Raw genomic sequence first — 23,858 nt, forward strand, 5'->3', positions numbered from 1 at the left:
TATTTACTCGTCTACATGTCTGGGGCGATCGTCGCGGTTCGAACAGAGTCGTCACGGGTGCAACGCGCGCCAGTGAGCTGAACAGGCGGACCGTTCTTCCGAGGCGAGAGGACGGGTGGAGAGCGTGAGCATTGCTGCTTCTGTAGCTCTATTTCTGGATTGATTTAGTTGAAGCAATGGCCATGCCAGCCAGCGTTGGCATGCAATAAGGCCGGAAGGGCTTTGGAAAGTCTCAACGCTTACTATGCGCGCTGCACTGGACCTGACACGACACTGCGTCTCTGTCAGAATACGGACAAGAGTCTACATGGTGAGGTAAGTTCGAGCTGACCGTTCCGTAAGTGAATTTTGCGAGTTAATTGATGGGTCAGGTTGATCTCTCCGAGATCGGTTCACTCTGGTGAGGCAAATTGGATTCTCAGACTCTCGGAATACTAAGTCGAAGCTCCGGGGTGTTGAACAACTTTCGACTGAGAGGCCGCCGCTGCAGCCAATCCTTAATGCCTCGACCGGCGTCACGGCAAGACTAATGCCGCTGGGGCCCGTGAGAGCTGCAGATGTAGGCTTTCTGTCGACCGGCCCTGTTGGCGCTAGTCATGCACATTGTCGCCTCAGCCCTGAACCAGGATAAGAGCTGCAACTTCCTGATCCCGTGGCAGTTTGCTCGCCGCCAAGCCGGTGGCGACACCAAGGCGGTCAGGAGCGGGACGGTTTTGACTCATCTTGCGCTTGCCTTCGACCCTGGTGATGGGGATGCGCACGCCGACGATCCCACTCAACTGGGCGGCGATGAAATCCGCGGGAGCATCGCTGACGGCCCAAGGCGTCGCTCGTGACGTCTCATGGATATTCGTCAGACGCGTCACGATTTCAAGAAGGCGATCGGGATCCTCGAAGAACTCGGTCGGCCCATAGGCGTGGACCGCGACATAATTCCATGTCGGTACCTCACGTTCAGATTGTCGTTTGCTGGGATACCAGGATGGCGTCACATAAGCCTCTGCGCCAGCAAAGATCGCGAGAGCTTCTCCGATCGGGGGCGTGCGCCATTGCGGATTGCCCTTCGCTAGGTGGCCGTACAGCGCGCCGTGTTCGCCTTCGCTCTCATCGAGAAAGAGCGGAAGAGGCGTCGCAAGGGGGCCGTCTGACGTGGCCGTGATCAGGTTGGCCAATCGGGCGCACCGGATTGTCGCGCGAATGTTCTCCAGGTCGTCATCTCGAAAGTGGGGTGGTATGTACATGAACGTTCTCCGTTGGAGGTCGTCGAGATAAACCCAGGTCAGTATGCTAAAAAACTGCCAGTTTCAGTCGGCCCGTAGAGGTTCCACGTTGGATCGAGCCGCCTTGCTCGTGGCCCGGCCGGCTGATGATCGCACCCCTCACGCACTTCTGGGGCCGTGAAGAAGCTGAGCAAGGCAATTGTAATGGACCAGGCGGCAAGTCCGGGTGCACCGGTAGCTCGGTTTTATTCGTCGCTCTGAACGTCTGGCTTTCCTTGAACTGCTGCCCGTTGCCCGAGCCATATTCTCAACTTGGAATCTACAACAGCGGATTGCTGAGGGCAGAGAATACGGCGGTGCCTCACGGATATGATTGCGAGCCGGCGCGACGCGAGTACGCACTGAGAGGGGCCGCTGGACGCAAGAGCCGTTGGCTCGACCGCCGCTGGAGGATCTCGTCGCTTGGCAACAGCTTCGTCAATACCGATGAACACAACATCACCATCTTCCAGAACGGGGATGGTTTATGGGGCGGCAGGCTCACCGAAAAAGCCGCAGGACGCTTCGTTACGGCGAGACGGCGATATGAATCCGAAGCGAAGGCCAAACTGGCCGCGTTCGACGGGATGATCTTCCTGAAAGATAGACGTGGCTGGGCTGGATAGGGCTCCGCCTGTCGGTCTATGAAGTTTCGTCCGGTGGGTTTGTCGAATCGTTTTCCCCGCAATTCACCGATCCGATCCAAGAGTCGCTGGCCCGTCCCAACATATATTTTTCTACCAATATCCGCATGAACATAGCTGGTTCGCGAGAGCCACCGGGCGTAGGACGCCACACGATTCGAACTGTCTGTCCACAGGCGAACGACTATGGCATCCAACCCGGAATGGCGGGCTGCGGCTCGCCAATTGCGCAACATGTGGGAACACAAGGCTTGGCCCGACGAGCCGCTCGGCCCGGGTTGGGCCAACGCATTCTCGGATTGGATCGAGAAATTCGGTTTCCGGCGAGTCTCGGACGCGGTTCAGATGGCGTCGGCTCCCCCCGTCTGAGGACGGCGAGCGCTTGCCTCCGGACATTCGGGACATTCCGAGATACGCCGTGGTAGAGCGCGCCGAGGATCGGGAGCCCGGGAGCCCGGGATGAAGGGCTATTATCTCGTCCGCGGCAGGCACCATGCCGTCGATGATAACACTACGCTTGAGGACTGCTTTGCGGCGATGGGTGTAGACCGCACGGTCGTTCCGCATTGCCTTGGGGCATCCGATCGTCGACTTGCGTCCCAAAGGACAGCAGGTCTTCGTCCGGCAAGATCCAGAGTGCCGAGTTTGAGAGGCCTATCTGCAGAGAACGAGTGGCCGGGGCGCGCCGATCAGCAGGCTGGGTGGCTGGTGTTTTCCGAGTCGTTTTCCACCGGCTGATCCCCACCCAAGAAGGCGAGGCGGTGAGATCGCGCCAGCGAACGATCAGCTCGCGACACGCGCTATTCAATCCTCGTGGTCAGCGTCCTTTCTGCTAGATTTCTCGGCTGCTTCCTGCCTTCCTCACGATCTCCTTGCGAAGACGCTGTTTGGCGCACATGCGCCGATTCCTGACCGGCGCGCCGGGCGTCGGAGGCGCCGTGTCGGGCGGCCGGAATCTTCGGTTCGGGGTCGGCGCGAAGCCATCCTGGGAACCCGCATTCCAAGGATTGGAAATCGGAGCGGATGCGGAACCGGACCGCCGGCGGGCCCGCTCGCACCCGGTTTCCGGCTTCCTGTCGTCCATGGAATCGAATCCTTCGAACGCCGGGGGACGCCGGGCGGGCTCTCCCGTCGCATCGGCGTCAGTTCTCCTGTCGCGCGAAAACCCAGTTCGTCGCGCGTGACGCCTGCGCAACAGCACCGAAGACGCTGCTGGCAGGCTCGTAGGAGCAGCCTGGCCAAGGGGTCAGCCAAGCGCATTGATCGGCCTCGAAATTGCGGCGGCTGGGACGGGAGGCGGTTCCAGCCGTGCCGCAAGCGATGTGCCCTCGTTGTGCCCCGACTCCTCTGGGGTACACGCTAAGGGAATGAATCCAGTAAGTCATTGAAATCTCGGGATAAATGGTGGACGCACAAGGGATCGAACCTTGGACCTCTCCCGTGTGAAGGGAACGCTCTCCCGCTGAGCTATGCGTCCGGGATCTGACTGCCGACGGCCGATGCCGGCCGGTCGAAAAGTGGCGCTTCGTCAGAGCGTGCGATTTACGAAGTGCCGGGTAGGGGTGTCAAGCCAAACCCTGCGTCATCAGGCGCCTTGCTGGCGGGCGCGGGAGGCGTGAGATTGCAGCGCCCGGATGCGCTCGGCGAGTGTGCCGCCGCCCTCGGGCACGCCGTTGCCCGGTGCGGCGCCATTGGCGGCACCGTTGGCAGGCTTGGCGGCAGCCTTGGCCGGCACGGTCGGCTCCGCCGCCAGCATGGCCTCGATCGCCGAATTGGGACCCTCGAGCTGGATCGCGAGCGTGGCGACCTCGGCAGCGATGTCGTTGATGCGCTCGCGCAGCAGCGCGTTCTCCATCCGCTCGGTCGCCCAGGAGCTCTCGGCCTGCTGCTGGATCGCGTTGACGTCGCGCTGCAGCTTGCCGCGCTCGTCGCGGGCTATGCGCAGCTGCTCCTCGAGCGCGGCCTTCTCCTGGCGCAGCTTCTCGAGCACCGGGGATTTGCCGCCGCCTGCCGCTGCGAGCTCCTCGCGCAGCTCCTGCACCGTCCGCTCGGCGGCGGCGTTGGCCTGCTTGAGCTGGCTGTTTTCGAATTCACGCTCGGCGAGCAGCTTGCCCTGGGTCGCAAGCCGCGTCTCCAGATCGGTGACGCGGTTGCCAAGCATCTCGGCTTCCTTGACCTGGACGACCAACTGGCGATCGAGATCGGTGACGCGCTGGCTCAGGTTCTCGACCTTGCCGCGCGCGTCGGCGAGATCGCGGGCGACAGTCTCGGACTGGCTGCGCTCCTGGGCGAGGCGCGCCTCGGTCGCCGCGAACTCCCTGGCGGCGTCGCCGACGCGGTTCTTCAACTCCTCGACCTGGGTCCGCACCGCGACCAGCTCGACTTGGCGGCTGTCGGCGGTCATCGAGCGGTCGCTGAGCTCGGCGTTGATCTTGCCGAGCTCGCTCTGCTTGTCGGTCAGCGCCTGCTCGGCGGTGCGCAGCAGCTCGCTCTTGGCGCCGAATTCTTCCTCGGTGGCGCGAAGCTGCTCCTTCATCGCCTTCTCGCGCGCCTCCAGCGCGAAGATCGCGGCGTTCTTCTCGCCGAGCTCGATCTTCATGCGGTTGATCGCATCGGTCTTCTTGCCGAGTTCGGCGAGCTGGCTCGTGGTCTTGCTCTTGAGCTGCTCGACGCTCATCTCGAGCCGGCGGGCCGACATCGCGAACTCGGCGCGGAGCTGGTCCTTGTCGGCCTGGATCTCGGCCATCGACAGCGGGGTGGCCGCCTCCATGCGGCGCGTGGTCAGCCGCACCGCCCGGTTATGCACCAGCGGCACGATCATCAGGCCACACAGCATCGAGATCAGGAAACCGATCGCCGCGTACATGATCGGCTCGATCATGAAGGATCACTCCGAGAACAGAAGAAAGAATTTGTTAATCACAATGCCACGGCGGGCCGGCCAAAGGCCAGCCCGTTTGCCGCGTTAAGGTGAATCGCTAATGGTGCCGACGCGCCCGGCGCATCACAGGGCCGGGGCCTTGCGGCCTAGAACGGGTTCCAGGTCGCGCGCGGGGTGTATTTGAGATAGCCGACGCTGGCGCCGAGCCGCAGGCCGATGCCCGAGCGAATCGGGACCAGCACGATGTTGTTGGCAGTCAGCGCCGTCATGCCGAAGCCGCCGACGATGTAGGCCGAGCCGTCGATGCCGACGAAGCGCTGATAGATCGCCTGCGTCGAAGGCAGGTTGTAGACCAGGGTCATGGTGCGGGCACCGTCGCCGCCCCAATCGAAGCCGACCGAAGGACCCTGCCAGTAGACCCGGAGGTCGCCGGCGTTCTTGGTGTAAAGCGTGCCTTCGCCGTAGCGCAGGCCGGCCACGAACGCGCCGGAGCCTTCCTCGCCGAGCACATAGCCGTTGGGCAGGCCCCATTGGCTGACCGCGCGCTCGATCACCGAGGCGAGCCCGCGCGACACGTTGCCGAAGAACTTGTGTCCGGCACCGACCAGTTCATCTGGCCCGTAAGTATACGGGGTCGGTTCACGCTGCGGCGGCGGATATTGCGGCGGCGGCTGCTGCGCGGACGCCTCTACGCTCCAACACATCAGCGCGGCGAACGCGACCGCGGCAAGGCGTGATGCGAAAGTCATAAAGAACCCCTGCTATCGAAATCTGGGCGCTGCCCTTTAACCTGATGCCAACAGGCACGGCTCTAGGTTGCGCCCAGTGTCCCCTCGACTCGGATGTTATCGGTATCAACTATGACGGCACAACGGCAGGAAAGATATCGATCGTGCCGGGGCATGGCGTTTTTCGGCCTGTTGGCGGGCATTTTGGCGGCTATCGGGCCCAGTTTGCCGGTTCAGGCCACGACGACCGAACGCGTGGTGACGAACCGTTACTCTGGACTGGCGATCGAAGGATTCGATCCCGTTGCCTATTTCACCGACGCCACCGCCGCCTTGGGGCGGCCGGAATTCGAGGCCGCCGACAGCGGGGTGGTCTGGCGTTTCCGTAACGAGGGCAACCGCGCCTCGTTCGTGGCGCATCCGGAGATCTATGGCCCGCAGTTCGGCGGCTACGATCCGACCGATCTGGTGCGGGGCGTGACCTGCGCGGGCAATCCGCGCTTCTGGGCTGTCGTCGGGAACAGGCTTTATCTGTTCAACCGGGAACACGGCCGCGATGCCTTCACCGCCGATCCCGCGCGCTTCCTGAAGGAAGCCGTGGCGCGCTGGCCGGAGCTGGAAGAAAGCCTCGCGCAGTAGTCACGGCGCGGCGGCCGGATCGCCCCAGGCGATGAATTCCGGCACCAGAAAGTCTTCGCGGCCGAGCCCGAAATGCAAGGGGTGCCCGTGCGAATCGGTCACCTTGCCGCCGGCCGCCACGATCACCGCATGACCGGCCGCCACATCCCATTCCGACGTCGGCGACAGCCGCGGATAGATGTCGACCTCGCCCTCGGCGACACGGCCGAACTTGACGGCCGATCCCAGCACGGCGCGGACTGCGCCACCGCGTTGGTCGATGAAGGCTTCGGTGCGCGCGTCGCCATGCGAGCGGCTGACCGCAACCGTCCATGGCGCGCCGCGCGGCGGACAGCGACGAGTCTTGATCGGCACGGCCTGCGAAACCTTATTGCCCTTCAGGGTCAGCCGCTCGGCGCCCTTGCCAACGATGCCGCGCCAGATCAAGCCGAGTGCCGGCGCACCGACGATGCCGAGCAGCGGCACGCCATGCGTGACCAGCGCCACGTTGACGGTGAATTCATTGCGGCCGGCGACGAACTCCTTGGTGCCGTCGAGCGGATCGATCAGGAAGAAGCTGTCCTTGTAGGGCGGTGTCGCCAGATGGACGCGCTCTTCCGACAGTAGCGAGACGTGCGGTGTCAGCCGCGTCAGCCCCTCGACGATGATGTGGTCGGCGGCGAGATCGGCCTCGGTGACCGGCGAGCCGTCACTCTTGCCGGTGACGTTCATGGCGGAACGGTTGACCGCGAGAATTGCCTCGCCGGCCCGGATCACCAGTCCGGTGAGTGATTCGAGCAGCGTGGCGGCCTTGTCGCAGTCGACGGCCGATTGTGCCTTATTCATGAGCGGGTCTCATATCCTGTTGGTCTTCCCCTGAGATCATGATGCCAGTCCCGCCGCAAGCTGGCAGCATCCGTCTGCGCGGTGTATCAAGCCGACAGGCATGCGTGATTCGCACTCCTCGGTCGGCGTGCGGCTTTCCAGGAAACAATTGATGTCTGGCACTTCGTCTCCCGGTCCCGCTCCCGATGCACTCGAGCTCGCAGCGCTGCTGTGCTCGAAGGTCTGTCACGATCTCATCAGTCCGGTGGGCGCGATCGTCAATGGGCTTGAGGTCCTCGACGACAATCCGAAGCCCGAAGATCGCGACTTCGCGCTCGATCTGATCCGCAAGAGCGCCAAGACCGCGTCGGCCCGGTTGCAGTTCTGCCGGCTGGCGTTCGGCGCGGCCGGTTCCTCCGGCGCGCAGATCGATCTTGGCGACGCCCAGAACATGGCGAAGGGGCACATCGAGGACGGCAAGGTCACGCTGGTCTGGAATCTGCCGCGGCTGCTGCTGCCCAAGAACCGCGTCAAGCTGCTGCTGAACATGCTGGTGGTCGCGCAGCAGACCATCCCGCGCGGCGGCACGCTCACCGTCGATCCGGTCGGCGAGGGCGACGCGACGATGTTCCGGATCACATCCGCCGGGCTCAATGCCCGCGTGCCGCAGAACATCGTCGATATCCTCAGCGGGACGTCGACGAACACGGTCGATGCGCATGCGGTGCAGCCATACTACACGCGCCTGTTGGCAGAAGCCTGCGGGCTCAAGGTGACGCTCACGCTCGACGGCGACAAGGTCATTGTCGCCGCGGCCTGAACGCGGCCGCGCAAAGATCATTAATCAAAGGTTACGACCGGCCGCGCGTTTCAATCGTGCGGCCTTATCTCTTTGTTGATCCCGTTCTTTTCCAATTACTCAACCAAACTTAAACGCTTTGCGGAGAAGCTGACCTCGGTTCCGTCAGGCGCGTCGATGTCGCGCGCTGCCTGCGTTTTCGGCGTTTTTCGAAGGTTGGTTTCATGGACGATCTGTTGCGCGAGTTCCTGACGGAGAGCAGCGAGAGCCTGGATACGGTCGACAACCAGCTGGTGCAGTTCGAGCAGGATCCGAACAACGCGAAGATCCTGGATAATATTTTCCGCCTTGTGCACACCATCAAGGGGACCTGCGGCTTCCTCGGGCTGCCGCGGCTGGAAGCGCTGGCGCATGCCGGCGAGACGTTGATGGGCAAATTCCGCGACGGCATGCCGGTGAAGGCCGAAGCCGTGACGCTGATCCTGTCCTCGATCGACCGCATCAAGGAGATTTTGGCCGGGCTCGAGGCGACCGAAGCCGAGCCAGAGGGCAACGACCGCGACCTGATCGATCAGCTGGAAGCCATGGTCGAGCGCGGCATGGCCGCAATGTCAGGCTCGACGCAGTCGATGCCGGCTGCTGCCGAAGAGGACGTGCCGGTGGTCGAAGCGCCGTCCGTGCAGGCTGATATGACCCAAGCGATGACCGAGGGCACGCTGGTGGTGCAGACGCTGGAGCGTCCGTTGCGTCCGGGCGAGGTCTCGCTCGACGAGCTCGAGCGCGCCTTCCGCGAGACCGAGACCGAAGTCGGCGCACCTGCCCCGGCACCGGCCGCCAAGCCGGTGGCTGTTGCGCCCGCGGCCGAGCCGGCTGACGCCGCCAAGAAGCCGGCCCGCAAGGCCGCCGCCGAGACCGATGTCCAGGAAGGCGACAAGATCGCCAACCAGTCGATCCGGGTCAATGTCGACACCCTCGAACATCTGATGACCATGGTCTCCGAGCTGGTCTTGACCCGCAACCAGCTGCTGGAGATCTCCCGCCGCAACGAGGACACCGAGTTCAAGGTGCCGCTGCAGCGGCTCTCCAACGTCACCGCCGAGCTGCAGGAGGGCGTCATGAAGACGCGGATGCAGCCGATCGGCAATGCCTGGCAGAAGCTGCCGCGCATCGTCCGCGACCTCTCCGGCGAACTCGGCAAGCAGATCGAGCTGGAGATGCACGGCGCCGACACCGAGCTCGACCGCCAGGTGCTCGACCTGATCAAGGATCCGCTGACGCACATGGTGCGCAACTCCGCCGATCATGGCCTGGAGACCACCGCCGAGCGCCTCGCCGCCGGCAAGCCGGAGCAGGGCACCATTCGGCTCTCCGCCTATCACGAGGGCGGCCACATCATCATCTGCATCGCCGACAATGGCCGAGGCCTCAACACCGAGCGGATCAAGGCCAAGGCGCTCCAGAACGGCCTCGTCACCGAGGCTGAGCTCGAGAAGATGACGGAAGCCCAGATCCACAAGTTCATCTTCGCGCCGGGCTTCTCGACCGCCGCCCAAGTCACCTCGGTGTCCGGCCGCGGCGTCGGCATGGACGTGGTGCGCACCAATATCGACCAGATCGGCGGCACCATCGACATCAAGAGCGTGGCCGGCGAGGGCGCCAGTGTCACCATCAAGATCCCGCTGACCCTGGCGATCGTCTCCGCCCTGATCGTCGAAGCCGGCGGCGACCGCTTCGCGATCCCGCAATTGTCCGTGGTCGAGCTGGTGCGGGCCCGCGCCAACTCCGAGCACCGCATCGAGCGGATCAAGGACACCGCAGTCTTGCGCCTGCGCAACAAGCTGCTGCCGCTGATCCATCTGAAGAAGCTCTTGAAGATCGACGACGGCGCCAGCGCCAGCGATGCCGAGAACGGCTTCATCGTGGTGACGCAAGTCGGCAGCCAGACCTTTGGCATCGTGGTCGACGGCGTGTTCCACACCGAGGAGATCGTGGTCAAGCCGATGTCGACCAAACTGCGGCACATCGACATGTTCTCCGGCAACACCATTTTGGGCGATGGCGCCGTGATCATGATCATCGATCCCAACGGCATCGCCAAGGCCTTGGGCGCCTCCGGCTCCTCGGCCCATGACATGGCCGACGACAATGCCAATGCGCATGCCGCAAGCGGCGAGCAACTCACCTCGCTGTTGGTGTTCCGCGCCGGCTCCTCGCAGCCCAAGGCGGTGCCGCTCGGTCTCGTCACCCGGCTGGAGGAGATCGCAACCGACAAGATCGAGCTCAGTAACGGCCGCTACATGGTGCAGTACCGCGAGCAATTGATGCCGCTGGTGCAGATGGCGGGCGTCGAGGTGCAGAGCCAAGGCACCCAGCCGATCCTGGTGTTCGCCGACGACGGCCGCTCGATGGGGCTCGTGGTCGACGAGATCATCGACATCGTCGAGGAACGGCTCAACATCGAGGTCGCAGGCTCGCAGGACGGCATTCTGGGCTCGGCCGTGATCAAGGGCCAGGCCACCGAGGTGATCGATGTCGGCCACTTCCTGCCGATGGCGTTCGCCGACTGGTTCTCGCGCAAGGAGATGCGCCCGTCGGCGTCTGCACAGTCAGTGCTCTTGGTCGACGACAGTGCGTTCTTCCGCAACATGCTGGCGCCGGTCTTGAAAGCCGCCGGCTACAAGGTGCGGACCGCGCCGAACGCGCAGGAGGGCCTCGCCGCGCTGCGCTCGGGGCAGGCCTTCGACGTCGTGCTGACCGACATCGAGATGCCCGAGATGAACGGCTTCGAGTTCGCCGAGACCATCCGCAGCGACCACAATCTGAACCAGCTGCCGATCATCGCGCTGTCGGCGATGGTGTCGCCGGCGGCGATCGAGCGCGGCCGGCAGGCCGGCTTCCACGACTATGTCGCCAAGTTCGACCGTCCCGGGCTGATCGCGGCGCTGAAGGAGCAGACCGCCGAGATCCGGAAAGCGGCATGACGGGATCCAGGGAACCAGCATCGATGACCAGCAAGACTGAGACCAGTGAAGGCGCTGTCGCCGAATACGTCACCGCCGTGATCGGCGGCCAGCTGTTCGGGCTGCCGATCTCCCGGGTGCAGGACGTGTTCATGCCGGAGCGGCTGACGCGGGTGCCGCTGTCCTCCAGCGAGATCGCCGGCGTGCTCAATCTGCGCGGCCGCATCGTCACCGTGGTCGACATGCGCGCCCGGCTCGGGCTGCCGAGGGCCGATGACGATAAGCCGCCGATGGCGGTCGGGGTCGACCAGCGCGGCGAATCCTATGGCCTGTTGATCGACCAGATCGGCGAGGTGTTGCGGCTGCCCGACGACAGCCGCGAGGACAACCCGGTCAACCTCGATCCCCGCATGGCCAAGCTCGCCGGCGGCGTCCACCGCCTCGACGGCCAGCTCATGGTCGTCCTCGATGTCGATCGCGTGCTCGAACTGGTGCCCGACGCCAAAGCGGCGTGAGCAGAACTGAACAACTGAAACATCCCACCGGGGATGAGGAAGTAGAGGTCGCAGATGAGAACCTGTCTTGTAGTCGATGACTCAAGCGTCATTCGCAAGGTCGCCCGCCGCATCCTGGAAGGACTCGATTTCACGATCGTCGAGGCCGAGGACGGGGCCAAGGCGCTCGAAGCCTGCAAGCGCGCGATGCCCGAAGCCGTGCTGCTCGACTGGAACATGCCTGTCATGGACGGCTACGAGTTTCTCGGCAATCTCCGCCGCATGCCCGGTGGCGATCAGCCCAAGGTCGTATTCTGCACCACCGAGAATGACGTCGCGCATATCGCTCGTGCGCTGCATGCCGGTGCCAACGAATACATCATGAAGCCGTTCGATCGGGACATCGTCACCGCGAAGTTCCAGGAAGTCGGGCTCATTTAAGTTTCTGTTCGATCCGGCGGCAGAAGCCTTCGGCTCAACGGTTGTTGTGCGTCGTGTTGCGTCGCTGGTGAAGTCATGAGTGTTGCGTTGACAAGTTCTGCGGTCCCGGCATCGATCCGCACCGACAAGGTGCGGGTGATGGTGGTCGACGATTCCGTGGTGATCCGCGGGATGATCTCGCGCTGGATCGGCGCCGAGCCCGACATGGAGGTCGTGGCTTCGCTGCGCACCGGCCTCGACGCCGTCAACCAGCTCGAGCGCTTCAATCCCGATGTCGCGGTGCTCGACATCGAGATGCCCGATCTCGACGGCATCTCGGCGCTGCCGCAGCTGCTCGCGAAGAAGCGCGATCTCGTCATCATCATGGCCTCCACGCTGACCCGCCGCAACGCGGAGATCAGCCTGAAGGCGCTGTCGCTCGGCGCCTCCGATTACATTCCAAAGCCCGAGAGCACGCGCGAGCCCACCGCCGCGGAAACCTTCCGCCACGACCTGATCCAGAAGATCCGTCATCTCGGGGCCAGGGCGCGCCGTAGCACCGTGCACGCCACGGCAAGCCCGCCGCTCGCCCCCGGTCACGACAAATCGCGCATCGTGGCGCCCGCGCCTCCGCATGCCGCGCCGGCTCCGATCTCGCGCCGTGCGTTCGGCCTGCTGGCACCGAAGGTGTTGCTGATCGGCTCTTCGACCGGCGGCCCGCAGGCGCTGATGTCGCTGGTTGCGGAGATCGGTTCGGTGATCGACCGCGTCCCGGTGCTGATCACCCAGCACATGCCGCCGACCTTCACCACGATTCTCGCCGAGCATCTGGCGCGCGCTAGCAAGCGGCCGGCGCATGAGGCAATCGAGGGCGAGAGCATCAAGCCCGGCCGGATCTACCTGGCGCCGGGCGGACGCCACATGCGCATCGCGCGGCACGGCATCGATGCGGTGATCGCGCTCGACGACGGGCCGCCGGTCAATTTCTGCAAGCCCGCGGTCGATCCGATGTTCACCTCCGCGATCGATGTCTGGCAGGGCAGCATCATGTCGGTGATCCTGACCGGCATGGGCTCTGACGGCATGCGCGGCGGCAAGGACATCGTCGCCGCCGGCGGCAGCGTGATCGCCCAGGATGAAGCGACCAGCGTGGTCTGGGGCATGCCAGGTGCTGCGGTCAATGCCGGCATCTGCGCCGCGGTGCTGCCGCTCAATCAGATCGCACCGAAGCTTGTTCGCGTATTTGCGGGAGATCGTTCGTGACGCCGCTGGACTATGAGTATCTGCGTAGGCTGCTGAAAGAGCGTTCCGGCCTCGATCTGTCCGCCGGCAAGCAATATCTCGTCGAGAGCCGCCTGCTGCCCTTGGCGCGCAGGTCGAACCTCGCCGGTATCGCCGAGCTCGTGCAGCGGCTGAAGGGCGGCGCCGAGGCGCTGACGTCGGACGTGGTCGAGGCGATGACCACCAACGAGACCTTCTTCTTTCGCGACAAGATCCCGTTCGACCATCTGAAGGACGCCGTGCTGCCGGCGCTGGCGCAGGCCCGCGCCGCGCGCCGCAGCCTTCGCATCTGGTGCGCGGCGTCGTCGACCGGGCAGGAGCCCTATTCGATTGCGATGCTGCTGAAGGAAATGACCGCGCTGTTCGCCGGCTGGCGCATCGAGATCGTCGCCACCGACCTGTCGCAGGCGGTGCTGGAAAAGTCCAAGGCCGGCCTGTTCAGCCAGTTCGAGGTGCAGCGCGGCCTGCCGATCCAGCTACTGGTGAAGTATTTCGTGCAGCAGGGCGAGCTCTGGCAGCTCAACGCCGACATCCGCGGCATGGTGCAGCATCGCCAGCTCAATCTGCTTGGGGACATCTCGCATCTCGGCACCTTCGACGTGATCTTCTGCCGCAACGTGTTGATCTATTTCGATCAGCGCACCAAGGCCGCGATCTTCGGCAAGATCGCACGGATGCTCGAGCCCGACGGCGTGCTGGCGCTCGGTGCGGCGGAGTCGGTGGTCGGCATCACGACCCTGTTCAAGCCCTATCCCGAGCGGCGCGGGCTCTACCAGCCGAGCATCGTCCCGGTCGCGCGCGCCGGCGCCGCGGTTCATGCGCTGAAGGCGGTCGCGTCAGCGGCGCGGTGACCCGATTTTTCCGAGGATAGTTCCGCTCTCTCACCGTCACCCTGAGGAGCCGCGCAGCGGCGTCTCGAAGGGTCGACGGCCACCAGCCGGCCGTGCATCCTTCGAGACGCCGCTGCGCGGCTCCTCAGGATGACGGAGAAAGAGATGCGTTCATCCTCATCGTTCACGCGCTACAAAATCGCGTGCGGCAGGAAGCGGGAGGTGTTGCCGGTGATCGGGTTCTCGTCTTCGCGGATCGAGAGCCCGCACGGCGTGTGGTCGACCAGCCAGCTGCCGAGCACGGGATACTGGCCGGAAAAATTCGGCAGCGGCGCCAGCGCCTGGCGGATGAAGCCCTCGGCGCCGTAGGGGCCTTGCTCCGCCACCAGCGTGAGGCCGGCGCTGACCATTTCGACATTGGCGCCCTCGCGCGAATAGATCGGCTTGCGCACGAACGAGGTGCCGAGCTGCGCGGCCTGCGGGTCATCCTCGAAATAGGCCGGCAGCAAATTGGGGTGGTTTGGGAACATCTCCCACAACAGCGGCAGGATGCCCTTGTTGGACAGGATCGCCTTCCACGGCGGCTCGATCCATTGCGTCGGCGCGGAGCCGAGATTCTTGCCGAACGCGTCGTGAAACATCCACTCCCACGGATAGAGCTTGAATGCGAGCCTGATCGGGATCTCGTCGAGGTCGACGAATTGATTGTCGCTGCGCAGCCCGATCTCTTCGATGTCGAGCAGCGTGGTCTTCAGCCCGGCCTGCGCCGCGGTGTCCGCGAGATAGGCGAGCGTGCCGGCGTCCTCGGCGTTTCCAGTCAGCCCGGTGAGATGCAGCGGATGGTTGGCGCCGATCGTCTTCCAGGCCTCGATCAGCCGCTCGTGGATCGAGTTGAACTGGTCGGCGCGCTTCGGGATGATGTGGCGTTCGATCGCCTGCTCGAGCCAGGTCCATTGAAACACCGCGGCCTCGAAGATCGAGGTCGGTGTGTCGGCATTGTATTCGAGCAGCTTGGCCGGGCCGCTGCCGCTGAATTTGAGGTCGAGCCGGCCGTACAGGCTCGGGTCCTTGCGGCGCCAGCTCGCCGCGATCAGATCCCAGAACGCTTGCGGTATTTTCAGCCGGCGCAGAACTTGCTCGTCCTTGACCGCGCGTCCGGCGAGTTCGAGGCACATCGCATCGATCTCGCCGGTCGGCGCCTCGATATCGCGCTCGATCTCGTCGAGCGTGAAGGCGTAATAGGCGCGCTCGTCCCAGTAACGTTCGCCGTCGATGGTGTGGAAGGTGAAGCCGGCGTTCTCGGCGGTGGTCTGCCAATCGTCGCGTTCGGGGCATGCGATGCGTTGCATGATGGGGACCGTGATTGTTCGTCAACTTCGCATCAGCCGCCGCCGAAGCCGAACGCATGCGCGAACGAGCCGAAGCCGCCGCGGCTCACCGATGAGCTTGACGACGAGCTCGACGAGGATGACGAGCCGCTCGACGAGGAGCCGCCGCTGTAGAAGCTGCTGCGCGACGAGCTGCCGCCGCCGCCCGACCCGGATGATGAACTGCGCGGTGCGCAATCGGCGCCGGGTTGCGGCGGCACCGGCGCGGTGACCCCCGGTGCGGTCACGCCGGGCGGCGTCGGCTGGATGGGTTGGCAATTCGGCCGCGGCATCAGCGCATAGGCGCTGCCGCCGACCGCGAGCGTGCCCATGATCAGCAGCGCGACATGGTTGGAGCGCTTGGACGGCGGCTCCGGCCGCGGCGATACCGCCGGCACGGCCGGCCGCCGCTTGCCGAATTCCGGGTTGGGTTTGCGCGCCATGGCTCGGCTCGTGGCTCAGTAGATCATGCAGGCCGCGTTCAGCGCGCCCGCCGCCAGCGAGGACAGCCCAAGCCAGATCGCCGCCGCCACCTCGCCGGAGGCGATCCGCCCCGACAGGTTCGGCACCGGGATCTTCACGATGTAATAGACGATGATCTGCACGATCAGCGCGATGATGCTCCAGATCAGGCAGTCGATCACGTTGGCGGAATGGGCGATGGCGCTGACCACCGGCAGCACGAAGCCGAGCAGGCTCAAGCCCAGCGCAATCGCCGCCGCGGAATCATTGTCGCGGATCAGCTGGAATTCGTCATGCGGGGTGACGCGCGTGTAGACGAACAAATAGGCGACCACGGCAAGCAGCGCGGTGCAGAAATAGACCAGGAACGCCGGCAGGCCGGCGAGGGATTGCAGGATCATGTCGGGGCGGTCCGGGAGTTTGTCGGGATTCGCGCGACGGAGGATTGCACGTTCCCTTGGTCGGCGCATGCCGGCAGCGGGTTCAATTCAAACAAAAACCCCGCCATTTGCGGCGGGGTCGAGGAGGTTTGCTGCAGAAAGCGTCAGGCGGGAATGCGCTCGTCGGCCTCGTGCGGCTCGCGCAGCACGTAGCCGCGGCCCCACACGGTCTCGATGAAGTTGCGGCCCTCGGAGGCGTTGGCGAGCTTCTTGCGGAGCTTGCAGATGAAGACGTCGATGATCTTCAGCTCTGGCTCATCCATGCCGCCGTAGAGATGATTGAGGAACATTTCCTTGGTGAGCGTGGTGCCCTTGCGGAGCGAGAGCAGCTCCAGCATCTGGTATTCCTTGCCCGTGAGGTGCACGCGCTGGCCGCCGACTTCGACCGTCTTGGTGTCGAGGTTGACCACCAGATCGCCGGTCTGGATCACCGACTGGGCATGACCCTTGGAGCGGCGCACGATGGCGTGGATGCGGGCAACCAGCTCGTCCTTGTGGAACGGTTTGGTCATGTAGTCGTCGGCGCCGACGCCGAGACCCTTGACCTTGTCCTCGATGCCGGCGAGGCCGGAGAGGATCAGAATGGGAGTCTTGATCTTCGAGACCCGGAGCTGCTTGAGCACGTCGTAGCCGGACATGTCGGGCAGGTTGAGGTCGAGCAGGATGATGTCGTAGTCGTAAAGCTTGCCGAGATCGACGCCTTCTTCACCGAGGTCCGTCGTGTAGACGTTGAAACTCTCGGATTTGAGCATCAATTCGATCGACTGCGCGACGGCGCTATCATCTTCAATCAGCAAAACGCGCATGCCAGTCCCCTATCGTCGCCGCTCCGGGCGTCAGGTCGGCCGCACTTGCGGCACTCACAAAACGCCTTTGAACAACTGATTCGGATCCTGACGAGATATGGTTAACAAAAACTGATTCCTTCACGCAAGCTCTAACCGTGCAATTTTTGTCGAATCGCCCTAAGATATTGCGTAGAAGAAGCTTTTCCTAACCGTGCCCGTTCAGATTCCACATTAAGAGCCGGGCCTAACCGACTCTCGCGACTCGCCCTTCTTCTGATGAGCAAGCGACCTCAGTCACCAAAGACAGTGACGCAATGATTAATGATGCGGGTAAACACGAAGTTAAGCGGCTGGAGCAAAATCGCGGAAACTTAAGGTTTTCGCAATGAAGGCGCTTGCGGAGCAGATCGGCGACATCGACGGCGTCAATATATATGGCCGTGTGGTCGGTGTCCGCGGCCTGATGGTCGAGATCGCAGGCCCGATTCACGCGATGTCGGTCGGCGCCCGCATCGTGATCGATGTCGGCGCAGGCCGCTTCATTCCGGCCGAGGTGATCGGCTTCTCCGGCGAGAACGCGGTGGTGATGCCGTTCGGCGGGCTCGAGGGTGTCAGGCGCGGTTGCCGCGCCGTGATCGCCAATGCGGCGAGCCAGGTGCGGCCGTCGCCGGCCTGGCTCGGCCGCGTCGTCAATGCGATGGGCGAGCCGATCGACGGCAAGGGCCCGCTGCCGCAGGGCGCCTCGCCGATGTCCTACCGCAACTCGCCGCCGCCGGCGCATTCGCGCAAGCGGGTCGGTCCGCCGCTCGATCTCGGCGTCCGCGGCCTCAACACCTTTCTCACCTGCTGCCGCGGCCAGCGGCTCGGCATCTTCGCTGGAAGCGGCGTCGGCAAGTCGGTGCTGCTGTCGATGCTGGCACGCAACGTCGATGCCGCGATCTCGGTGATCGGGCTGATCGGCGAACGCGGCCGCGAGGTGCAGGAATTCCTCCAGGAGGATCTCGGCGAGGAGGGGCTGGCGCGCTCGGTCGTGGTGGTCGCCACCTCGGACGAGCCGGCGCTGATGCGGCGCCAGGCGGCGTATCTGACGCTCGCCATCGCGGAGTATTTCCGCGACGAGGATCAGGACGTGTTGTGCCTGATGGACTCGGTGACGCGGTTTGCGATGGCGCAGCGCGAGATCGGGCTCTCGGCCGGCGAGCCGCCGACCGCCAAGGGCTACACGCCGACCGTGTTCACCGAACTGCCGAAGCTCCTGGAGCGGGCGGGGCCGGGCACCGGCAATGGCACCATCACTGCGATCTTCACGGTGCTGGTCGACGGCGACGATCACAATGAGCCGATTGCGGACGCGGTGCGCGGCATCCTCGACGGCCATATCGTGATGCAGCGGGCGATCGCCGAACGCGGCCGCTATCCGGCGGTCAACATCCTCAAATCGGTCTCGCGCACCATGCCGAAGTCGGCCGATCCAAACTACCTGCCCTTCATCAATAAGGCGCGGCAGGTGATGGCGACTTACGCCGACATGGAGGAACTGATCCGGCTCGGCGCCTACCGGCCGGGTTCCAGCGCCGCGGTCGACGAGGCGATCCGGCTGCATGAGCCGCTCGAGGCCTATCTGCGCCAGGCCAAGGAGGAGGCGACCAGCCTCGGCGACGGCTACCGGCAACTCGCTCAAATCCTGTCGGGTTTGGAAACGGAACGCTAACTTTGTCAGGCCATCATCTCCGGACCATAGCTATGCCGGCGGGGCCCAGCGGGGAGCCGGCTCTGTCCCGCGTTCAGATTTGGGACTTCTGGGGAGTATGAGTCGATGAAGTCACGTGAAACGCTGATCCGCCTGAAGAAATTTCAGGTCGATGAAAAGCGCCGTCGGGTTACCCAGATCGAGGGCATGATCGCCGACTTCCAGCGCATGTCCGTCGAACTTGAGCGCGAGATCCAGACCGAGCAGGAGCGCGCCGGGATCAACGATCCCACGCACTTCGCCTATCCGACCTATGCCAAGGCCGCGATCCAGCGCCGGGAAAACCTGACCCGCTCGGCCGACGAACTGCGCGCCCAGCTCGACGACGCCAAGGCGCTTCTGTCGGAGGCGTTCGAGGAATTGAAGAAGGTCGAACTGCTCGACGAGCGCGACCAGGCGCGCGAACGCGCGGAGGAGAGCGCCCGCGAGCAAGCCGACATGGATTCGATTGGCCTGATGCGGGCCCGTCTCGGCGTCATCGCCTGAAGTCTCGCTCCCTCCGCTGACCAGATTTGCGAGCCCGGGCCGATCGCCCGGGCTTTTTGCTGGGCGCCGTCCACAAGCCGGCCGCCTCTCGGCCACTTGTCGGCCACTCGTCAGCCACTTGGCGGATGGTGGTGTCCCAAAATATGCTACCACCGGTCCGGACCATGATCGGCAGCACGGGTGGCAAGGCAGCGATGGGGGATGCAGGCTTGGGGGCAGGCTTGGGGGGCGCAAGATGCTGACGCCGGCTGAGCTGGTCTGGCTGATCGCCGCCGTCGCCAGGGGCGATGAGGCCGCCTTCGAGCGGCTGTACGCCGCGACCCGCGCGAAACTCTTCGGTGTCGTGCTCCGTATCTTGCGGCGACAGGACCTCGCCGAGGAGGTCATTCAGGAGGCTTACGTCAAGATCTGGAACAGCGCTGGGCAGTTCAATCCGGCGCTGGCTTCCCCGATCACGTGGATGACGTCGATCGCGCGCAATCGCGCCATCGACGTGGTGCGCAAGCGTGGCGAAACCTCGCTGGAGGAAGAGCCGACTGCGATGGAGGTTGCCGCCGAGCAGCCCGATCCCCTGGCGCGGCGTGAGATGACGGAAGAGTTGAAGCGATTGCTGGAGTGCGTCGGTCGTTTGGAGCCGGATCGTCAGAAGCTCGTGCTGCTCGCCTATTACAACGGCTGGAGCCGCGAGCAACTCGCCGTAAAGTTCGAGACACCGGTGAACACGGTGAAGACCTGGCTGCGCCGCAGCCTGATGGATATCCGGGAGTGTCTTGGACTCTGATTGATGGCCACTAGCGAAGACCATATCGCGCTCGCCGCAGAATATGCGCTCGGTACGCTCGATGCCGATGAGCGCACGCAGGTCGAGGCCATGATGGCCGTCGACAGCGAGTTCGCCGCGCTCGTGCAGGCCTGGGAGTTCAGGCTGGGGCCGCTGAACCAGATGGTCGGCCTGGTCGAGCCGCGTCCGGTGGTCTGGGAGAACATCAGGGCGGCGATCGGCCATGCCGGCGCGCCGCAGGCGCCGCTGGTGCTGCCCGAGATGCCGGCCGCGACGACCACGCCGCCGTCGCTCGCCGACGATCCCGAATTCGGCTCGGCGTTCGATCCGGAGCCTGCTCAGTCATCAGAAATCCCGCAGCCGGCCGAGATCAGGCGGCCACCGGTCCAGCCACGTTTTGGCGTCAACGACGGCACCAACATGATCGCGCTGGCGAGCCGCGTGAGGCGCTGGCGCGGCATCGCGTCGGCGGCGACCGCGATCGCGGCAGCACTGCTCGTGACGCTCGGCCTGCAGATCTACAAGCCCGACGCCTTGCCCAATGCGATCCGGCCGAAGCCGCGGATCCAGACCGTGGAAGTGAAGACGCCGGCGCCGGCACTCACGCCGTCGGCACAATATGTCGCGCTGTTGCAGGGGCCGAATGGCGGGCCGGCCTTCATCATGACCATCGACGGCGCGACCAAGAACTTCACCGTCCGCAAGGTCGGCGCCACCTCCGAGCCCGGCAAGAGCTTTGAGCTCTGGCTGATCTCCGACAAGCTGCCGCAGCCGCGCTCGCTCGGCGTGATCGGCGCCGACGATTTCACCGCGCGGCCCGTCCTCTCGGGCTACGACCCCGACGTGGTCAATGGCGCGACCTACGCGGTAACGGTGGAGCAGGCCGGCGGTTCGCCGAACGGCCAGCCGACCTCGGCGCCGATCTTCACCGGCAAGCTGATCGAGACCGTGCCGGGCGCATCGAACACGCCGCGATAGACGTTGCCGCTCCCTCGCGCCGACCGGTTGGCTCGCAATGACGTGGAGCTGCGCGTTGCGCAGGAGTGAGTCTGATCGGCCACCCCGCACAAAAAGAAAACGCCCGTGGGGAGCGGGCGTTTTCGATAGTCAACTTGGGGGTAGTTGGGGGTCTTAAATATCCACGTGGCGACTTTGGGGGGCTGTAAAGAACACCACGTGAATTCGTGAATCTCTCCTGTTAGCGGACCAGCGACGTGCCCGAACTCGTGATCGCGACCGGCTTGCCGGCCTTCATGACACGTGCCGTCTGGGTGTAACCCTCGTCCGACGAATTGTGCGCCGAGATGCCGAAACCAGCGACCAGGATACCGGCGACCAACGCCACGACCACAATTTTCAGGTGTGTCGTACGATCAGCGCTGTAGATCGAGTGGTTCATGGAAGTCTCCTGCCGGCTTCCTACTCTCAGTAAATCTGTCGGTCTGGTCTGTTGCCCGGTTCAACGTCTCGTGCCTCGCTAACGTAGGATTTGCCGATTCCGTTCCCTAGAGGCCATCACAAGGCCGTGATGAGACGTGATCAGTCGCGATCGAAATGACCTTTTGGTAATCCCGCATCGTATTAAAGGTTCGTAATATCAGTATCTTGAACCGGCGCTGGAATGCTGCATCCCAGATGGGGCCGATCCGGGCTGTTCCACATAAATCAGTTGCCTGTGGCGAGAAAACACAGGCGAAAACGCAAATGATTTGCGGACTCTACACGCTGCCGACGGTCTTCAGCCGGGCCCGGGGATGGATCTCGGCCTGCGACAGCACGGTGGTCTGCGAGCGGAACCGTTCCACCAGTGAGCGAACGAACGGCCGGATTGCGGCCGACGTCACCAGCACCGGCGCCTCGCCCTCGCGTGCCGCCTGTTCGAAGGCATTGCGCACGGCGGTCATGAACTCCGACAGTTTCGACGGCTGCATCGCCAGGCTGCGGTCGTCACCCTGGCCCACGATCGATTCCGCGAACGCCTGCTCCCAACGCGCCGACAGCGCGATCAGCGGCAGATAGCCGTTCGGCGAGGTGTTCTGGGCGCAGATCTGCCGCGCCAGCCGGGCGCGGACGTGCTCGACCATGGTGGCTGGGTTGCGCGAGAACGCCAGCGCGTCGGCGATGCCCTCGAGGATGGTCGAGAGGTCGCGGATCGAGATCCGCTCGGCGAGCAGCAATTGCAGCACGCGCTGGATGCCCGACACCGTGACCTGGCTCGGCACGATGTCCTTGATCAGCTCGCCTTGTTCCTTCGGCAGGTCCTTCAGAAGCTTCTGCACCTCGCCATAGGACAACAGATCCGCCATGTTGGTCTTGAGCAGCTCGGTCAGATGGGTCGACAGCACGGTGGCGGCATCGACCACGGTGTAGCCCTTCAGCGCGGCTTCTTCCTTCAGGCCGGCATCGACCCAGGTCGCGGGCAGGCCGAAGGTCGGCTCCATGGTGTGGATGCCGGGCAGCTGCACCTGATTGCCGGCCGGGTCCATCACCATGAACTGGCTCGGCCAGATCTTGCCGGTGCCGGCGTCGACTTCCTTGATCTTGATGACATAGCTGTTGGCCTCGAGCTGGACGTTGTCGAGGATGCGCACCGCCGGCATCACAAAACCCATCTCGATCGCAAGCGAGCGGCGCAGCGCCTTGATCTGCTCGGTGAGGCGGTCGGTGCCGTCGGGACCGTTGACCAGCGGCAGCAGCGCGTAGCCGAGTTCGATCTTGAGGTCGTCGATCTTGAGCGCGGCGGCGATCGGCTCTTCCGCGGCGGCAGCGGCTGCCGCTGCGGCCGCAGCCGGTGCGGCCGCTGCCGCTGTTTCGGCGGCCTTCGCCGCCCGCTTCTGGTTGCGCGCGTTCCAGGCCAGCATCGCAGCGCCGGAGCCGAGCGCGAGGAACGGCAGCGTCGGAATGCCCGGCAGCAGCGCCAGCACCAGCATGACGCCGGCCGACATGCCGAGCGCCTGCGGATAACCGGAGAGCTGGCGCATCAGCGCCTTGTCGGCGGCGCCGGTAATGCCGGCCTTGGAGACCAGCAGGCCGGCGGCGGTCGAGACGATCAGCGCCGGCACCTGGGTGACGAGGCCGTCGCCGACCGTCAGCACGGTGTAGGTGCGGGCGGCTTCGCTGAAGGAGAGGCCCTGCTGGGCGACGCCGATGATGATGCCGCCGACGATGTTGATGCCGACGATCAAAAGGCCCGCGATGGCGTCGCCGCGGACGAATTTCGAGGCACCGTCCATCGCACCGAAGAAGCCGCTTTCGTCCTCCAGCGCCTTGCGGCGTTCCTTGGCGACCTTCTCGTCGATCAGACCGGCGGACAGATCGGCGTCGATCGCCATCTGCTTGCCGGGCATCGAGTCCAACTGAAAGCGCGCCGCGACTTCGGCGATGCGGCCCGAACCCTTGGTGATGACCACGAAGTTCACGATCACCAGGATCGCGAACACGATGATGCCGATCACGAAGTTGCCGCCCATCACGAAGTTGCCGAACGCCTCGATGACGTGGCCGGCGGCGGCCGTGCCCTCGTGGCCATGGCTCAGGATCAGCCGGGTCGAGGCCATGTTCAGCGACAGCCGCAGCATGGTCGAGATCAGCAGGATGGTCGGGAACGACGAGAATTCCAGCGGCGCCTGGATGAACAGCGAGGTCATCAGGATCAGGATCGAGACCGTGATCGAGACCGCGAGGAACAGGTCGAGCACGATCGAGGGCAGCGGCAGGATCAGCACCACCAGGATGGTGAGGACGCCGATCGCCAGCGCGATGTCGCCGCGCTTTAAGATGTCGCCGATCTCGCCGAGGCTCGGCAATCCGCTCTTGCCTGCCGTGCCCTGACCCGCCGTGACGTCGACCATGCTAGCCGCTCTCCCCCGCGACTGGCGGCTGCGGCCGCCAAGCGTCTGCGCGACGGCCGCAGGGCCGCCGTTCCGAAAGTGAGGCACCGCGCTGGCGTTCACGGGGATCTCCGCCCGTTAGACGCGTTCGACGACACTCGACTTCACTCGGCAATTCTTGCCGGGTGTATGGTTAGCAAAGGGTTAATAAGTGC

At 64.4% G+C, this 23,858-nt stretch carries 22 protein-coding genes and 1 tRNA gene; 12 read left to right on the top strand and 11 right to left on the bottom strand.

Annotated elements, in window-relative coordinates; all coding sequences use genetic code 11:
- Positions 1–611: 611 nt before the first annotated feature.
- Complete coding sequence (locus tag ACVIW0_RS07955) at positions 612–1,241, bottom strand: FMN-binding negative transcriptional regulator (protein WP_461351812.1); 630 nt, start codon at positions 1,239–1,241, stop codon at positions 612–614.
- Between the two features lie 125 nt (positions 1,242–1,366).
- On the opposite strand from ACVIW0_RS07955, the gene ACVIW0_RS07960 reads away from it, so the two are divergent.
- The gene (locus tag ACVIW0_RS07960) at positions 1,367–1,885 is read left to right on the top strand and encodes a hypothetical protein (RefSeq protein ID WP_461351813.1); all 519 of its coding nucleotides are present in this window, start codon (positions 1,367–1,369) and stop codon (positions 1,883–1,885) included.
- A gap of 1,420 nt (positions 1,886–3,305) precedes the next feature.
- Here ACVIW0_RS07960 and ACVIW0_RS07965 read toward each other — a convergent pair.
- The 3 genes from ACVIW0_RS07965 to ACVIW0_RS07975 form a co-directional block, all read right to left on the bottom strand.
- Positions 3,306–3,380, bottom strand: a tRNA-Val gene (locus ACVIW0_RS07965).
- A 108-nt stretch (positions 3,381–3,488) separates the two neighbouring features.
- Positions 3,489–4,784: a hypothetical protein gene (locus ACVIW0_RS07970; protein WP_461351814.1), complete on the bottom strand. Its 1,296-nt coding sequence runs from the start codon at positions 4,782–4,784 to the stop codon at positions 3,489–3,491.
- Between the two features lie 146 nt (positions 4,785–4,930).
- Positions 4,931–5,533, bottom strand: coding sequence for a DUF1134 domain-containing protein (locus ACVIW0_RS07975; RefSeq protein WP_461351815.1), 603 nt, complete (start codon positions 5,531–5,533; stop codon positions 4,931–4,933).
- A gap of 153 nt (positions 5,534–5,686) precedes the next feature.
- On the opposite strand from ACVIW0_RS07975, the gene ACVIW0_RS07980 reads away from it, so the two are divergent.
- Positions 5,687–6,151, top strand: a complete 465-nt coding sequence (locus tag ACVIW0_RS07980) for a YHS domain-containing (seleno)protein (RefSeq protein WP_461351816.1) — start codon at positions 5,687–5,689, stop codon at positions 6,149–6,151.
- Here the strand turns inward: ACVIW0_RS07980 and cysQ are convergent, their stop codons facing one another.
- Positions 6,152–6,976, bottom strand: coding sequence for a 3'(2'),5'-bisphosphate nucleotidase CysQ (cysQ, locus tag ACVIW0_RS07985; protein ID WP_461351817.1), 825 nt, complete (start codon positions 6,974–6,976; stop codon positions 6,152–6,154).
- 151 nt (positions 6,977–7,127) lie between these two features.
- Between cysQ and chpT the strand changes: the two genes are divergently transcribed.
- From chpT to ACVIW0_RS08015, 6 genes are all read left to right on the top strand, one after another.
- Complete coding sequence (chpT, locus tag ACVIW0_RS07990; RefSeq protein ID WP_461351818.1) at positions 7,128–7,775, top strand: histidine phosphotransferase ChpT; 648 nt, start codon at positions 7,128–7,130, stop codon at positions 7,773–7,775.
- Between the two features lie 203 nt (positions 7,776–7,978).
- A complete protein-coding gene (locus ACVIW0_RS07995; RefSeq protein ID WP_461351819.1) occupies positions 7,979–10,735 on the top strand; it encodes a hybrid sensor histidine kinase/response regulator in 2,757 nt (918 codons plus the stop codon).
- 23 nt (positions 10,736–10,758) lie between these two features.
- Positions 10,759–11,229, top strand: a complete 471-nt coding sequence (locus tag ACVIW0_RS08000; RefSeq protein WP_461351820.1) for a chemotaxis protein CheW — start codon at positions 10,759–10,761, stop codon at positions 11,227–11,229.
- 54 nt (positions 11,230–11,283) lie between these two features.
- Positions 11,284–11,649, top strand: a complete 366-nt coding sequence (locus ACVIW0_RS08005) for a response regulator (RefSeq protein WP_021081912.1) — start codon at positions 11,284–11,286, stop codon at positions 11,647–11,649.
- A gap of 75 nt (positions 11,650–11,724) precedes the next feature.
- Positions 11,725–12,891: a protein-glutamate methylesterase/protein-glutamine glutaminase gene (locus ACVIW0_RS08010; RefSeq protein ID WP_461351821.1), complete on the top strand. Its 1,167-nt coding sequence runs from the start codon at positions 11,725–11,727 to the stop codon at positions 12,889–12,891.
- Entirely contained in the window at positions 12,888–13,760 is an 873-nt protein-coding gene (locus tag ACVIW0_RS08015) for a CheR family methyltransferase (protein ID WP_461351822.1), read from the top strand. Before ACVIW0_RS08010 ends, ACVIW0_RS08015 begins: the two co-directional genes overlap by 4 nt.
- 170 nt (positions 13,761–13,930) lie before the next feature.
- Here ACVIW0_RS08015 and ACVIW0_RS08020 read toward each other — a convergent pair whose 3' ends face one another.
- The 4 genes from ACVIW0_RS08020 to ctrA all read right to left on the bottom strand — a co-directional run bounded on the left by ACVIW0_RS08020 (position 13,931) and on the right by ctrA (position 16,814).
- Positions 13,931–15,088 (bottom strand): glutathionylspermidine synthase family protein, encoded by a 1,158-nt coding sequence (locus ACVIW0_RS08020; RefSeq protein ID WP_461351823.1) that lies wholly within the window; start codon positions 15,086–15,088, stop codon positions 13,931–13,933.
- A gap of 32 nt (positions 15,089–15,120) precedes the next feature.
- Positions 15,121–15,549: a hypothetical protein gene (locus ACVIW0_RS08025; protein WP_461351824.1), complete on the bottom strand. Its 429-nt coding sequence runs from the start codon at positions 15,547–15,549 to the stop codon at positions 15,121–15,123.
- 15 nt (positions 15,550–15,564) lie between these two features.
- On the bottom strand, positions 15,565–15,969 hold the full coding sequence (locus tag ACVIW0_RS08030) for a DUF350 domain-containing protein (protein WP_461351825.1): 405 nt from the start codon (positions 15,967–15,969) through the stop codon (positions 15,565–15,567).
- 143 nt (positions 15,970–16,112) lie between these two features.
- Complete coding sequence (ctrA, locus tag ACVIW0_RS08035) at positions 16,113–16,814, bottom strand: response regulator transcription factor CtrA (RefSeq protein WP_016848562.1); 702 nt, start codon at positions 16,812–16,814, stop codon at positions 16,113–16,115.
- Positions 16,815–17,181: 367 nt separating this feature from the next.
- On the opposite strand from ctrA, the gene fliI reads away from it, so the two are divergent.
- The 4 genes from fliI (at position 17,182) to ACVIW0_RS08055 (ending at position 20,791) form a co-directional block, all read left to right on the top strand.
- Positions 17,182–18,507, top strand: coding sequence for a flagellar protein export ATPase FliI (gene fliI / locus ACVIW0_RS08040; RefSeq protein ID WP_461351826.1), 1,326 nt, complete (start codon positions 17,182–17,184; stop codon positions 18,505–18,507).
- Between the two features lie 105 nt (positions 18,508–18,612).
- Positions 18,613–19,032, top strand: coding sequence for a flagellar export protein FliJ (gene fliJ / locus ACVIW0_RS08045; RefSeq protein WP_016848565.1), 420 nt, complete (start codon positions 18,613–18,615; stop codon positions 19,030–19,032).
- Between the two features lie 235 nt (positions 19,033–19,267).
- Entirely contained in the window at positions 19,268–19,813 is a 546-nt protein-coding gene (locus ACVIW0_RS08050) for a sigma-70 family RNA polymerase sigma factor (RefSeq protein WP_461351827.1), read from the top strand.
- Positions 19,814–19,816: 3 nt separating this feature from the next.
- On the top strand, positions 19,817–20,791 hold the full coding sequence (locus ACVIW0_RS08055; protein WP_461351828.1) for an anti-sigma factor: 975 nt from the start codon (positions 19,817–19,819) through the stop codon (positions 20,789–20,791).
- 220 nt (positions 20,792–21,011) lie between these two features.
- Here ACVIW0_RS08055 and ACVIW0_RS08060 read toward each other — a convergent pair whose 3' ends face one another.
- Together ACVIW0_RS08060 and flhA are read right to left on the bottom strand one after the other, a co-directional pair.
- Positions 21,012–21,212 carry a hypothetical protein gene (locus ACVIW0_RS08060; protein ID WP_229188127.1) on the bottom strand — a complete coding sequence of 67 codons (201 nt, stop codon included), beginning with the start codon at positions 21,210–21,212 and terminating at the stop codon, positions 21,012–21,014.
- A gap of 319 nt (positions 21,213–21,531) precedes the next feature.
- The gene (gene flhA, locus ACVIW0_RS08065; protein WP_461351829.1) at positions 21,532–23,664 is read right to left on the bottom strand and encodes a flagellar biosynthesis protein FlhA; all 2,133 of its coding nucleotides are present in this window, start codon (positions 23,662–23,664) and stop codon (positions 21,532–21,534) included.
- Positions 23,665–23,858 lie beyond the last annotated feature (194 nt).

This window comes from Bradyrhizobium sp. USDA 4454, from assembly GCF_054822705.1.